Annotated in this window: 11 protein-coding genes; 7 read left to right on the top strand and 4 right to left on the bottom strand. The window is 62.2% G+C overall.

Annotated features, from left to right (window positions below):
• Positions 1-346 precede the first annotated feature (346 nt).
• From ACQY4S_RS21680 to ACQY4S_RS21650, 7 genes are all read left to right on the top strand, one after another.
• On the top strand, positions 347-1,258 hold the full coding sequence (locus ACQY4S_RS21680; protein ID WP_428487276.1) for an SDR family NAD(P)-dependent oxidoreductase: 912 nt from the start codon (positions 347-349) through the stop codon (positions 1,256-1,258).
• A gap of 237 nt (positions 1,259-1,495) precedes the next feature.
• A complete protein-coding gene (locus ACQY4S_RS21675) occupies positions 1,496-3,130 on the top strand; it encodes a thiamine pyrophosphate-binding protein (protein ID WP_428487275.1) in 1,635 nt (544 codons plus the stop codon).
• A 210-nt stretch (positions 3,131-3,340) separates the two neighbouring features.
• The gene (locus tag ACQY4S_RS21670; protein ID WP_428487274.1) at positions 3,341-4,981 is read left to right on the top strand and encodes a S10 family peptidase; all 1,641 of its coding nucleotides are present in this window, start codon (positions 3,341-3,343) and stop codon (positions 4,979-4,981) included.
• Positions 4,982-5,085: 104 nt separating this feature from the next.
• Positions 5,086-6,594, top strand: coding sequence for a S53 family peptidase (locus tag ACQY4S_RS21665; RefSeq protein ID WP_428487273.1), 1,509 nt, complete (start codon positions 5,086-5,088; stop codon positions 6,592-6,594).
• 181 nt (positions 6,595-6,775) lie between these two features.
• Positions 6,776-7,963, top strand: coding sequence for a CaiB/BaiF CoA transferase family protein (locus ACQY4S_RS21660; RefSeq protein WP_428487272.1), 1,188 nt, complete (start codon positions 6,776-6,778; stop codon positions 7,961-7,963).
• Between the two features lie 13 nt (positions 7,964-7,976).
• A complete protein-coding gene (locus ACQY4S_RS21655; protein ID WP_428487271.1) occupies positions 7,977-8,840 on the top strand; it encodes a TIGR03620 family F420-dependent LLM class oxidoreductase in 864 nt (287 codons plus the stop codon).
• Positions 8,841-9,135: 295 nt separating this feature from the next.
• Positions 9,136-10,545, top strand: a complete 1,410-nt coding sequence (locus ACQY4S_RS21650) for a putative O-glycosylation ligase, exosortase A system-associated (protein ID WP_428487270.1) — start codon at positions 9,136-9,138, stop codon at positions 10,543-10,545.
• Positions 10,546-10,592: 47 nt separating this feature from the next.
• Here the strand turns inward: ACQY4S_RS21650 and ACQY4S_RS21645 are convergent, their stop codons facing one another.
• The 4 genes from ACQY4S_RS21645 to ACQY4S_RS21630 form a co-directional block, all read right to left on the bottom strand.
• Positions 10,593-11,258, bottom strand: coding sequence for a dienelactone hydrolase family protein (locus ACQY4S_RS21645; RefSeq protein WP_428487269.1), 666 nt, complete (start codon positions 11,256-11,258; stop codon positions 10,593-10,595).
• Positions 11,259-11,313: 55 nt separating this feature from the next.
• Positions 11,314-11,808: an RNA pyrophosphohydrolase gene (locus ACQY4S_RS21640; RefSeq protein ID WP_428487268.1), complete on the bottom strand. Its 495-nt coding sequence runs from the start codon at positions 11,806-11,808 to the stop codon at positions 11,314-11,316.
• Positions 11,805-12,848, bottom strand: a complete 1,044-nt coding sequence (locus tag ACQY4S_RS21635) for a divergent polysaccharide deacetylase family protein (RefSeq protein ID WP_428487267.1) — start codon at positions 12,846-12,848, stop codon at positions 11,805-11,807. The genes ACQY4S_RS21640 and ACQY4S_RS21635 overlap by 4 nt, the downstream gene beginning before the upstream one ends.
• A gap of 83 nt (positions 12,849-12,931) precedes the next feature.
• Positions 12,932-14,311: a S41 family peptidase gene (locus ACQY4S_RS21630; protein WP_428487266.1), complete on the bottom strand. Its 1,380-nt coding sequence runs from the start codon at positions 14,309-14,311 to the stop codon at positions 12,932-12,934.
• Positions 14,312-14,341 lie beyond the last annotated feature (30 nt).

Genomic DNA, 14,341 nt, shown 5'->3' with positions numbered 1-14,341 from the left:
TAGCCTTGAGCCGGATACGCTGCAATGCAGCACGCGCCGCCTGCTTCTCAAATTGCCGCTAAAATCAGCAACTAGCTGAAAGAACCATCAAATGTTCAATTTATCACCCTGTAAAGCCTATATTATCATCGAAAATTTCCGCATCCACCGTGCCAGGCATTTGAACGCCTTGCTCGGAAACGCAGCCAAGGTGACCAGCTGTGAGGATTGCGCACGCGCAGCCATGACGACGGATGCGACATCCATGACTGGTTGTTGAGCGGCTTGGCGTGGCGCGGCCCGGTGGCGTGACACGGATCACGCTCTGTCGCATGCTGCGTCGACCCTGCACGAAGGAGGAAACGCAATGGGTATGTTGGACGGAAAGGTCGCTGTCGTCACCGGCGCCGGCAATGGCATCGGCCGCGCGACCGCGCTGGCGCTGGCGGCGAATGGCGCCAAGGTGGTGGTGAACGACATCGGCGCCACGGTGACGGGGGAGGGCCAGGATGCCGGCCCGGCACAGCGCGTGGTGGCGGAGATCACCCAGGCGAATGGTTCCGGACGCGCCGTCGCCAACGGCGGCAGCGTCGCGAGCTGGGAAGATGCCCAGAAAATGGTGCAGGATGCGATCGACAACTTCGGCCGCATCGACATGGTGGTGAACAACGCCGGCATCCTGCGGGACCGCATGTTCCACTACATGTCGATCGAGGAATTCGACGCGGTGATGAAGGTGCATCTCTATGGCGCCTTCTACGTGTCACGCGCTGCCGTGCCGCACTTCCGCAAGCAGGAGAGCGGGTGCTACGTGCACATGACCTCGACGTCCGGCCTGATCGGCAGCGTCGGACAGGTGAATTACGGTGCCGCGAAGCTGGGAATCGCCGGGCTGTCCCGCTGCATTGCCATGGATATGCAACGGTACAACATCCGATCCAACTGCATCGGGCCGCACGCGTTCAGCCGCATGATCGAGACAGTGCCGGGCCAGACCGAGGAGCAGCTTCAGGCGCGCGCGTCGAAGACTCGTCCGGACCACATCGCGCAGTTGATCGCATTCCTTGGCACCGACGCGGCGGCCGGGGTTTCCGGCCAGATCTTCGGTGTGCGCGGCAACGAGGTTTATTTATACAACCAGCCGCGCCCGATCCGGATCATGGCCCGTCCGGACGGCTGGACGCCGGAGAAGCTGGCCGAACATTGGCTGCCGGCGGTCAAGAACAACTTCACGCCGCTGGAGCGCACGCGCGACGTTTACGCGTGGGATCCGGTCTGATCTTTTAGCCGCTACCGTCATGGTGCGCGAAGGCACACCATCCATGCCCATGGTGCCATCAGCGCCGCGAGGTGTGAATGGTGGATCTTCTCCTGCCATGAGGAACCGGGCTTGCCCGAAGCCAAAAAGGCACCTTCATCGCAAACTTGTTTTCAGTGGCCTGCTGATCCCCTACGTCCGTCATAAGATATGACGAACTTTGGGGGCAGGACACCAGTGCCCGAGGACCAGCATCCCATGCCATCGACACTCCGCGGCGCCGACATCGTGGTGCGCACCTTGGAACGCGCCGGCCTGACGGACATTTTCACACTGTCCGGCAACCACATCATGTCGCTGTTCGATGCCGCGATCGAGACGTCTCTCAACCTGATGCACGTGCGGCATGAAGCCGCGACCGTTCATATGGCGGATGCCTACGGACGGCTGACCGGGCGGCCTGGCATTGCCTGGGTTACCGGCGGGCCCGGCCATGCCAATGCAGTGGGCGCCCTGTTCACTGCGCTGGGCCAGGAAACCCCGTTGGTCCTGCTGTCCGGCCATACCGAGACTGACCAGTTGGGACGCGGTGGCTTCCAGGAACTGCGACAGGTTGAGATGGCCGCGCCGGTCACCAAGGCATCGTGGATGGCGACCGATACCGCTCGTGTCGGGTTGGATGTTGCTCATGCGATCCGCACCGCCACCGCCGGCCGACCTGGGCCGGTGCACCTCAGCCTGCCTTCCGACGTGCTGGACGCGACGGTTGCCGCGGACGCTGTCCTCTGGCCGATGGATGCGGATTTCACCGCGCCGCCCGTGCCATTGCACGACGCGGTGGTTGATACCGTCCTCAATCTGCTGGCAGGCGCGAAGCGGCCGCTGATTATTGGTGCGCCGGTCCTGGCGACTCGCGCCGGCCGTAATCTGCTGCGCCGGATCGAGGCAACACTCGGCATTCCGGCCTGCCTGAGCGAAGGCCCGCGTGGCTTCAATGATGCCAGCCTTGGCGCCTATGCCGAGGTGGCACGGCGGACCGACATGGTGCTGCTGCTGGGCAAGGCGCTGGATTTCACCCTGAAGTTTGGTGACGCGCCCTTCGCGTCCGATTGCCGCTTCATCGCGATCGACCCCGACGGCGCGATCCTGGATCGTGCCGCGCGCTTCAAGGGCCGGTTGCTGAGCCTTGGCTGCATTGCCGATACCTACCCGGCTGGCGAGGCGCTGCTGGGTCGTGGTGCCGACCGGTTCATGGGCGATCGCGCCTGGCTGGCCGACGCCCGCGCCTGCTTCGATGACCGACCCTCGACATGGTTGGAGCTGGTTTCCCGCACGCCCGGAAGACTCCATCCGGCGGAGGTCTTCCGGACCCTGCAACCGTTCATCGAACGCGAGCCGGACAGTGTCCTGATCTGTGATGGCGGCGAATTCGCGCAGTGGGGCCAGAGCCTGCTGCGCAACGACCGCCGCATGATCAATGGTGTGGCGGGGTCCATCGGCTCGTCGCTGCCGATGGCCGGCGGCGCGCGGGTTGTCGAAAGGACCGCGCCCGTGTTCGCGGTGCTGGGCGATGGGACGTTCGGTTTTCACATGTCGGAAATCGAAACGGCGGTGCGGCTGGAGCTGCCCTATGTGGCGATCGTCGGCACCGACTCGCGCTGGAACGCCGAATATAATCTGCAAGTGCGCGACTATGGCCCGAACCGCGCCCATGGCTGCGAGCTGAACCCGACACGGTATGATCTTGTCGCCACTGCCCTCGGCGGCCATGGTGAACTGGTGGAAGCCGCGGCGGACCTGCGCGGCGCGATCGAACGGTCCCTGGCCAGCGGCAAGCCGTCGGTGGTGAACGTCATAATCGAGAGCATTCCATCGCCAGTCGTGCGGCGTTAGGCCATGATCGTTTGAGACTGCTTCGGGTCGAGCGCTCGATCATAGGTGACGCCATGTTCGATCGCGTGCTCAACGTCGCCTTACCGGACAGCTTCAGGTAATCACGCGCTCGCTCACCAAGTGAAGAACCGACAAGCCATTGCGGCGTTACGCCAGGACCGAGCTTCGTAGTGTTCGTGAACGGAGGGCCAGGTGTCGTTGCAAGCAAATATGAAACCGCCGCTCGATCCCCGGAAACAACCCGTGCGAGCCGCTGAAAGGGACGAACCGTTTGACGATCCGGTTGCGTACGGCAACGGACCGCACGATTCAGTTACAGACGCAACTGAAAACGCCGCGACCACGCATCATTCGATCGAGCTTGGCGGCACGCTCATTCAATTCACTGCCAAGGCAGGCCACCTTGTCACGGTAGACCCTAGCAGCTCGAAGCCAGACGCGAAGATCTTCTATGTCGCGTTCACCAAGGACGGGGCTGAGCCCACAACGCGCCCGGTGACATTCTTCTATAACGGTGGCCCAGGATCATCCTCGGTTTATGTTCTACTGGGATCGTTTGCGCCGATGCGGCTGAAGACATCGCTGCCCAGCTTCACGCCGCCCGCACCGTATGAAATCGAGACCAATACCGACAGCCTGATGGATCGCAGCGACCTTGTTTTCATCAATCCTGTCGGCACCGGGTATTCGGCGGCAATCGCCCCGAAAGTCAACAAGGACTTCTGGGGTACCGACCAGGATGCGACGTCGCTCAAGCAGTTCATCAAGCGCTATCTGACGGCGAACGACCGCTGGAACTCCCCCAAGTTCCTATTTGGAGAATCCTATGGAACGGCGCGCACGGCCGTGCTGTCCTATATGTTGCACGAGGACGGCGTCGACCTAAATGGCGTGACCATCCAATCGTCCATTCTCGACTATGCCCAGGCGGGCAATCCGGTTGGACTGCTTCCGACCTGCGCCGCCGATGCCTGGTATCACGGCAAGGTCACGGTCCAGCCAATGCCCGCGGATCTAGCTTCGTTCGCGGATCAGGTCATGCGTTTCGCTGATACGGATTACGCCGCTGCGCTGCGGCAGATGCCGCACCCAAACGCCGACACGGTGCGCCAGATCAGCGATCGGATCGGCATTGATCCGCAGACGCTGCTGACGTGGAACCTCAACGTCGCAGCGGCAAACGATCTTGGCACGTCGCTTTTTCTCGTGACGCTGCTGAAGGAGAAGGGACTCGCTCTAGGCTCCTATGATGGTCGTGCCACGGCTGTGGACACCGGAATTGCCGAACAAATCGATCCGAAATCGGGCGGCAACGATCCGACCATGACGGCGGTGAACGGTGCCTATACCGTCATGTGGAATACCTACCTCAATGAGGATCTGCGGTTTACCTCGACCTCGTCCTTCACTGATCTGAATGACCAGGCATTCGCGAACTGGGACTTCCACCATGTTGACCCGACCGGTGCGCAGAAGGGGATTGATGATAAAGGCAACGTCATTCTCTACACCGCGGGTGATCTAGCGGCGACGATGAGCTTGAATATCGATCTGAAGGTACTGTCGGCGAATGGTTACTACGACTCCGTGACGCCGTTCCACCAGACCATCCTGGACCTGCAGGCAATGCCGCTCGTCAACCAGACCATTCGCCAAAACCTGACGATCAGATGTTATCCTTCCGGGCACATGATCTACCTGGACGGTGCCTCACGGACCGCGCTGAAAGCGGATCTCGTGCATCTTTATGACGTCACGACCGCGGATCACGCCGCCATGGCGCGCGTCCGTTCATTGCAGCGGTCAACACAGGAAGCAAAAGATTCGGCCGCTTCACCCACTGGAAGCTGATTTACGGCATCGGCCTGCGGGGTCGCCGCTTGTTTGCTTGGCGGTCAGACCTGCCGTCGCCGTTAAGTGCCAAACATGAAAAAAATACAGAGGAGCACGCCCTCGTGGTAAACCATCATCTGCAGAAATTTGCCCGCAGCTTCCAGGCCGAACTCACTGCCGACCGGGTCGGCGATGTCCCCGGCGGAACGCCGATCCAGTTGACCATCGTCTTGAAGCCGCATGCGTCGATCGACACGATGCGCCCGATCATGAGCCGTGAGGATTACGGCAGGCGTCACGGAACGCGTCAGGCGGTGGTCGACGATCTTGTCGAGTACGTCCGAAGCCACGGATTGCAGGTGGAGCACGCCGATGCGGCAACGCATCTGGTCAGGCTCTCCGGCACCTACGCCCAGGCGCAGAGCGCATTCGAACCGGAGGGAGTGGGTGTCTACCGCGTCAACGCACAGGATTTCATCGCGCGCAGCGGCTACCTGGCCGTGCCGGCGCACCTGGCCGAGAATGTGGTTGCCGTGATGGGGTTCGACCAGCGCCCAATCGCCTGGCCGCATTTCCGCATTCGCCCGCTTACCACACCTGCCAAGGTGTCCTACAATCCGGCCGATATCGCCACGCGTTACGGCTTTCCGGCCGATCTGACCGGCGCCAACCAGACAATCGCGCTGATCGAGCTTGGCGGCGGCTATGATCCCGCGCGGATGTCAGACTACTTCACGGCAAAGAACATCAAGCGGCTCGGCACATTGGAAGCCGTGCCCGTCGGCGGCGTACAGAACCAGCCGCCGAGTGATCCCGGCGGGCCGGATGGCGAGGTGCAACTGGACATCGAGGTGGCAGGTTCGATCGCGCCATCGGCCAACATAGCCGTCTACTTCGGCAGCAATGCCGGCAGCGGGTTTCTGGATGCCATTGCGGCAGCGGTGCACGATACGCAGCGCACGCCCTCGGTGATCTCGATTAGCTGGGGTGGCCCGGAAACTGGCTGGGCGGGGCAGGACGTAGACGCCATGGACCAGCTCTTTCAGACCGCCGCCAGCCTTGGTATCACGATCTGTGCTGCATCCGGGGATAGCGGCGCCTCGGACGGTGGTCCGCAAGGTACGCTGACGGTGGATTTCCCCGCGTCCAGTCCGCATGTTCTTGGCTGCGGCGGCACGCGGTTGCCGCGCCAGGGGGCCGAAACCGCGTGGAATGACGGCACGCAAGGCGGCGCCACCGGCGGCGGCTACAGCACGCACTTCAACCGGCCAGACTGGCAGAGCGGCAACAGCCAGCCTGGCCGTGGCGTGCCGGACGTGGCGGGCGATGCCGACCCGGTGACCGGATACAACGTTACCATCAATGGGCAGGACACGGTCGTCGGGGGCACCAGTGCGGTGGCGCCGCTATGGGCCGGGCTGATCGCTTTGATCAACCAGTCGCTCAAGACGAACGTGGGCTTCGTCAATCCCGCGTTGTATGCGCGCCCCGACGCAATGACCGACATCATCACCGGCAACAACAATGGTTTTCGTTGCAGCGTCGGATGGGACCCGGTCACTGGCCTGGGATCGCCGAAAGGCGACGCGATCCTGGCGGTTCTGAAGGCCGGCAGTCAGGCCGTCGCGTGAGGCCCAGGATGCAGGGTGTGTGCTTTGTAGTAATGAACCCGGCGAAACCGGACGAATGCGTATCTTGCCCCAAGTTCGCTGTCCCATGCAGCGGAGGTAAGGGATTAGCCGAACACCCACTCGTGTTGACGCCATCCAGCCAACGACGCACCCTGCCAATCGACAAACGCAGGAGGACACGATGGCCCGCCCCTTCGAAGGCATTCGCATCATCGACATCACCCATGTCCTCGCCGGCCCCTTCGCCGCCTATCAGCTCGGCCTGATGGGTGCCGATGTCATCAAGGTGGAGCACCCGGACGATCCCGATCAGAGCCGGGACTCCGGCACGGACAATGACCTGAACCACGCGCTGATGGGCACCGGCTTTCTGACCCAGGGGTCCAACAAGCGCGCCATCACCCTGAACCTGAAAACTGAAACCGGTCGGGCCATCCTGAAGAAACTTGTCGCCACCGCCGACGTGCTGGTGGAAAACTACCGCCCTGGCGCGTTCGAGGCGCTCGGCCTTGGCTACGAGGACCTGCGCAAGATCAACCCCAGACTGATCTATGCCTCGTTCTCGGCTTTCGGACAGGGCGGACCCAAACGTCAGCGCACGGCCTACGATCACGTCATCCAGTCCACCTCCGGCATCATGGCCATGACCGGCACGCCGGAGGTCAACCCGGTCAAGATCGGCGCGCCGGCCATTGATTACGCGACCGGCACGATGGGCGCCTATGCCCTGTCCGCCGCGCTGTTTCAGCGAGAGCGCACCGGCGCAGGCCAACGCATCGACATGGCGATGCTCGACGTTGCGATGATCCTGATGGCTAGCCACGTCACCGGCTATCTTCGCAATGGCAAGCACCCGAAACCGTCGGGCAACCGCACTGGCCACGCCACCTCCATGGCCTACCGGACCGCGGACGGCATCGTCATGCTGGGTGCGTCGAACCTGCGGCAGCAGCACCGGCTGTGGACCGTGCTGGAACGGGCGGACATGATCAAGCGCAGCAACGACGAACGCGACGCCGATCACGACCGTGAGGAGAAAATCCTGACCGAGATCATGCTGACCCGCGGTGCCGCGGAGTGGGAAATCTTCTTGCAGGAGCGTCACGTACCGGCCTCACGCGTGCGCCCGATGCATGAGGCGCTGGACGACCCCCAGATCGCCTCTCGCAACGTGCTGCACCGGCATGAGAATTCCCCCGGCGTCAGTGGGTCCTTCACAGTGCCCGTCACGGCGTTCAAGTTCGAGCATGACGGACCGGCCGTCGACCGGCCACCGCCGACGTTCGGGCAGCACAATGAGGAAGTGCTGACGGAACTGGGCTACAACGAAGCCGAGATCGCCGGTTTCCGCGCCGACAACATCATCTGAGCAGGAGAGTACCATGCAACTCGGTCGCCTGGGCATCTGGTACGCCGCCGACAAAGTAGGTGGTGCCGGTGCCATCGCCGATTTCGTCAAGACCGTGGAGGGCCTCGGCTACGACACGCTGTGGTATCCGGAAAGCCGCGGCTACGAGTCGTTCACGGTCGGCGGCTACATGCTGTCGCAGGCGAAAACGTTGAAACTTGGCAGTTCCATTACCTCGATCTATGCCCGCGACGCGTTCACCGCCCGTCGCGGCATGATCAGCCTGAACACGCTGTACGGCGATCGTTTCATTCTTGGCCTGGGCGTGAGCCATGTGCCGATGGTGGAGGGCCTGCGCGGCCATACCTACGAAAAGCCCATCCCCGCCATGCGGTCCTACCTGAACGGCATCATGAAGGGCGAGACCGGCGCCGAAAGCTGGCCCATCGCCCTTGCCGCCCTGCGCCCGCTGATGCTGAAGCTGTCAGCCGAGATGACGCGCGGGGCGCTGCCCTACAACACCACGCCGAAACACACGGCGAAGGCGGCGAAGGCCCTTGGGCCGGATAAATGGCTGGCGGTCGAGCAGAAGGTCACCATTGAAACCGATCCCGCACGTGCCCGCGCGCTCGGCCGAGCGGAACTGTCTCGGTATATGGGATTGGATAATTATCGGAATTCCTGGCTTGAGATCGGATTTACCGAAGCCGATCTGGCCGACGGCGGATCCGATGGGTTCATCGATGCGATGGTGCTGTGGGGCAGCGCGGAGAAGGTGAAAGACGGCCTGCGGGCCCATTTTGACGCTGGTGCCACCCATGTCGCAATTCAGCCGGTGCATGCCGAGGGCGACCGGGCGGCGCGGGACGCAATCATGAAGGCGCTGGCGGATACCTGAGTCACGAGGCGAGTGAACCGGAGGACAAACAAGATTTCGTGACATGATCGCCTGAGAGGCTGTATAGCGAGCCATCGTTTCGCATGGCGCTGTCGTCATCATTCAGGGGATTTGAATGCTTGATATAGCTGGAATTCTTTTCAGTTCAGGGATGATGCTGTTCGTCATTCTTCGTGCCGTGCAACTCGATCGCGTTCAACCGTGGTTCGAGACCATTGCCAGCAAGGACGGCGCCAAGAGACAAGCCGATCGAGTCTGGAGCCGGCGCGTCTAATTTCGGCAGGACCGCCGTTACATGCTTCGTAGCCTCTGGCTGCTGTTCCTCTACACGTCTTTCCTGGGATTGGGCGTCAACGCGCCGTTCGTCGCCACACTTGGATATGTGTGGGTGGATACGTTCCAGCCTCAGGCCATATCCTACATCATACTGAATCAATTGCCTGTCGCAATGATCATGGGCGCGGCCGCATTTGGGCTTTACCTCCTGCTCGACCGACGTTCGCCGCCACGCCTAAGCCTTGAGACGATACTTCAGGTGGCGATGGGCATCTGGGTTACCCTGACCATTATATGGGCGGCGGTGCCTGATGCAGCCTGGGAGAAGTGGGACTGGGCTTTCAAGACCGTGATGTTCGCTGCCTTTCTGCCCTACGTCATCCGGTCCCGCGTGCAGATCGAGGCATTCGCCCAAACCTATGTTTTCTCCCTCGCCGCCAACTTCGTACCGTTCGGTTTGAAGACGCTGATTTCGGGCGGCGGCTACGGCAGTAACCTTGGACTGCAGGCGGGCAACAGCGGTCTGGCGGAAGGTGGCCTGCTGTCAACCGTCGGCCTCATGGCCGTGCCACTGGCGATCTACCTCGGCAGCCACAGTCAGCTCATGCCCCGCCTGAAGCTGATGCCGTTGGCGTACTGGGCGATCGCCGGGCTGGCGGTTGTCACGGCCATCGGTACTTTTGAACGTAGCGCGCTGATCGGACTTGTTGTCCTGTTCGCGTACATGTGGATGCGGTCCCGGCACAAACTTCGCTTAGGCGTCGTCGGCTGCCTAGGGGCATGCCTGCTCGTCTATTCCACATCCAGTGCCTGGGATGCGCGAATTGAAACAATCGGACATTTCGAAAACGAAAATTCCGCGTATGTCCGGATCCTGGTCTGGAAATGGACGCTGGGCTATGTCGCGGAGCATCCTTTCGGTGGCGGCTTCCAGGCCTATCTAACCGATCACATCGAAGTCCCCGGCGTTGATAACGAACCGGGATTTACCGAGTTCGGAAGAGCCTTCCATAGTATCTATTTCGAGGTCCTGGGCGAGCAGGGCTATCCTGGTCTGCTGATGTTCCTGGCACTCGCTGGCGTAACATTCGTTCGGCTTCATCGCGCGGCGAAAAGAGCACGTGAAGATCCGGAACTGCGATGGGTCGTGGCACTTTCGGATGCGCTGCAGGCCGGACTGGCTGTATTCCTGACCAGCGGGGCGTTCGTCGGCATCGCGTTTCAACCGATGTTTTGGTACTTCATCTCGATGGGAATTAGTCTCAACGCGTACATGTGGCGCGTGGAGCATAGCCCGAGTTCGCCTGTAGTGGGCTGGCGTGCGACGGCAACCAGCCCATCCACGGAGGCAATATCGCCGCCGTCAGCCGGCGGGTGGCGCAGCAGGCCGGCCATCCCATTTGTGAAAGTCGCTGCGCCAAAGCGATAACGTGCCCCCTATCAGAGGTACAGGGGCGACCAGATCGCCAGATCCGGCTATCCCAGGTTCTTGGCGAAGAAATCGACCGTCCGCTGCTGTGCCAGTTCGTAATCCGGCGCACTGTAGCTGCCCCGCTCGTCGCAGCCGAAACCGTGCTGCGCGCCTTCGTAGACAAACACCTCGGCCTTCGGCTGCGCGGCGCGCACCGCATCCACGTCGGTCATCGGAATCGACGCATCCTTCTCACCGAAGTGCATCTGTACGGGGCAGTTTGCCTGCTCGTCTTTCGTGCCGGGAATGCCGCCGCCATACCAGCAGGAGGATGCCGCGAACTTCGTGGTCCGCGTTGCTCCCCACCAGGCGACCGTGCCACCGAAGCAGTAGCCAACGATACCCAGCGTCTTGCCGGATAAATGGTTCGCGGCCGCCTCGATGTCCTTCATTACGTCGGCATCCGATAGCTTCATCCGCAGTTCCCGGCCCTGGTCGACATCCGCCTGCGTGTAGCCAAGTTCCACGCCCGGCGATGCCCGGTCGAACAATCCCGGCGCGACGACCGCGTAACCCAGTGCGGCGAAGCGGTCGGCCACTTCGCGGATGTGGTGGTTGACACCGAAAATCTCCTGCACCACGACCACACCCTTGGTCGCGCTCGCCGGACCGGCGACATATGCCGAGAATGTGAAGCCGTCGGCGGCCTTCAACTGAATCATCTCACCCATCTGGCATCCCCTCTTGTTCAAGCGATGCCGCAGCATGGCGAAGTTGTCCGATCCGTCAACCGCGTGGAGACGACACGAACGGTGCAAAAGACCGCGCCAGCTCCTGATAGATCGACCGCTTGAACGGCACCGCCAGCGCTGGCAATTCGGCCAAGGTCACCCAGCGCCAGGCATCAAATTCTGGATGCGGGTCCAGGTCCAGTCGGATGTCGCTATCCTGTCCGGTGAACCGCATGGCGAACCAACGCTGCCGCTGGCCGCGATACCGGCCGCGCCAAGCTATGCCAAGCAGGTCCGGCGGCAGGTCATAGGTCAGCCATTCCGGATGCTCGCCAATCACCTCCGCCTTGCGGGTGCCGATCTCTTCCTCCAGTTCACGCAGTACTGCCGTTCTGGGATCCTCGCCTTCGTCGATACCACCCTGCGGTAGCTGCCATCCGCCGGCCGGCCCCTCCGCGTTCGGCATGTTGGCGCGTCTGGCGACGAAGACGAGACCAGCCGGGTTGAACAGCACCGCGCCGACATTCGGCCGATAAGGAAGCTCGCTCATTGGCTCGGTTCGGACTCGGCCGGCGGCCGGACCAGCGCGCTGACAGGCGCCAGCACCAGTCCCTTGTCGGCCAGTGTGTTGCTCCAGGCGACGACACGCGCCATGGTCATCGGCCGGGGCAGCGAAACCAGCCCCAGTGCCGAACCATTGTCTTTTGCCATCTTGCTCAATGTCTCCAATCGACTATCCAAGGTAGCTTGATCCAACGGTTGGTCATCAATGACCAGATCGACCGAGCGGTTCCAGGCCAGTCTTCCGCCAGGCTGCCCTGGCCTGGCGTCTACGAACAGCAGGCCGCGCGCGGCCACATCCTTCAGCATCGCGCCGAACTGATCCGCCATGTCGGCCAGCCGCTCTCCGCGCATTGGTCCCAGGGCATTGGTCACGCCGACATATCCGGCAATGCGCGACAAGGCCCAGTGCAGACGCGTCAGGTTCTCCGCCAATGGCAGGGAACTCATCAGCGCGCGGCGGTCATCCGGGTCGTTGACCGGATAACCCTGTGGCTCCATGGCAATCGACAACAGGTATTCATGCTCCGCCAGGCGCGCCATGGCCAGCAGCCGATCCGTGTTCGTCGCATAGGGAGAGATCGCCAGCGTTACCGGTCCCGGCAGAAGATGCACGGCGCTCAGGCTGTCCGCCTGGCTCATGCCAATGCCGGCAACCAGGATACCGACGCGCGGCCGCCGGCTGGTGGGATCGAAACCGGCCGCGTATTCGTGCATCGGTGTTCTGCCGTCCGCGGCGATCCGCGGCAAGAACGTCTTTTCCTCCGCATTGTCAGGCTGCATCAGCGCCGGATCAGGGTCGGCGACGGGGCCGGGTACACTGCGGCCTGGCGCTTCCGCCTGATGTCTCGTCGCTGCTTGCGGTGCCCGATCCGCGGTCACCAGGGCCGGCTTTTCCGCCGGCACTGGAACGACAGGCATGATGCCCGACGGCGGCTGTGGCGGATTTGATGCCGTCTGCCGCGCCGTCACCGGGGGACCGATCGTCTGCAATACCCCGGCGCTGATCCCCGCGACAGCCAGAACCAAGAGCCAGAAGCGTCCGATCCCGGCCCACCCGGACAGAAGGTCGCGCCTGGGCCACAAACGCGCGCCACCTGCCAGGAGCTTGATCAGTCGGCGGATGCGCTTTTCGGCGCCGCCATGGCTTTAACCAGCATGACCCCCTGCTGCAGTTGGAAATCGGTCTCGTCGGGCTTCGACGCGTCGAACTTGGGGAAATTCTCTGGCGGCTTGTCGGGGATCTGCTTGGCGACCAGCGGCAGATCGGTTCGCGGCGGCAGCGCCTGGGCTCCCGTGCCGCCCTGGTTGTTCAGCACGTGGTTCAGGTCGGACTCCCGGTCGCCGCCAAAACTGGCGGGCTCGTCGCGGGTTTCCTGTACCCGTACGTCCGGCGTGATACCCAGTCCCTGGATGGAACGTCCGGACGGCGTGTAGTAGCGCGCGGTGGTCAGCCGCATCGCCCCGTTGCCAGGCAGCGGGATCACGGTCTGCACCGAACCCTTGCCAAAGCTGCGGGTTCCCAGAAGGATTGCGCGCCGATGATCCTGCAGAGCGCCCGATACGATCTCGGACGCCGACGCGGAACCGCCGTTGATCAGCACCACCATCGGCGCACCGTCCAGAATATCGGTGCCCTTGGCATCCCACCGCTGGCTGTCATCGGGATGCCGAGCACGAGTGGAGACGATTTCACCCTGCCCAACAAAGTCGGAAGAGACCGACACGGCCTGATCCAGCAGGCCGCCCGGGTCATTACGCAGATCCAGGATCAACCCGCGCAGCTTGCCGCCATTTTGCTGTTTCAGCGCCTTCACGGCCTGCTTGATGCCGGCATCGGCCTGTTCGGTGAACTGCGACAGCCGCACGTAGCCAATATCATCCGGCTCCATCCGCGACTTGACGACCTGAAGATGGATTATTTCCCGGACCAGCGAAATCTCGATCGGCTTGTCAACCTTGTCCCGCTTGATCGTCAGCACGATCTTGGAATTCGGCGGCCCGCGCATCTTGTCGACCGCATCGTTCAGCGACAGGCCAATCAGCGTCTTGCCATCCAGTGCGGTGATGATGTCGCCCGGCTTAATGCCGCCTTTGGCTGCTGGCGTATCATCGATAGGGGAGACGACCTTGATCAGGCCCTTATCCTCGTTGACCTCAATTCCCAGGCCGCCGAACTCGCCCTTGGTCTGGACCTGCATGTCCCTAAACGCTTTCGCGTTCATATAGGAGCTATGAGGGTCGAGTCCTGTTAGCATGCCGTTGATCGCATTCTCGATCAACTCCTTATCATCGACAGGATCGACATACTCGGCGCGCACGCGCTGCACGACGTCGCTAAAAACATTCAGCAACTGGTACATGTCGGTATGGGAGCTGTCCTGGGCGAACGCCTCATGCAAGACGCCCAAACCTGAGCCCGCCGCCACGCCGGCCATGAACGCGGTTCCAAGCAAAAGACCATAGCGCAAATGCCGCGCGCGGAATTTCATGCGTTATTCCCCTCGACGCAGCGGGACCAA

The organism is Rhodopila sp. (assembly GCF_965276935.1).
Classification (GTDB): domain Bacteria; phylum Pseudomonadota; class Alphaproteobacteria; order Acetobacterales; family Acetobacteraceae; genus Rhodopila.
This window is presented reverse-complemented; position numbering and strand designations above follow the sequence as displayed.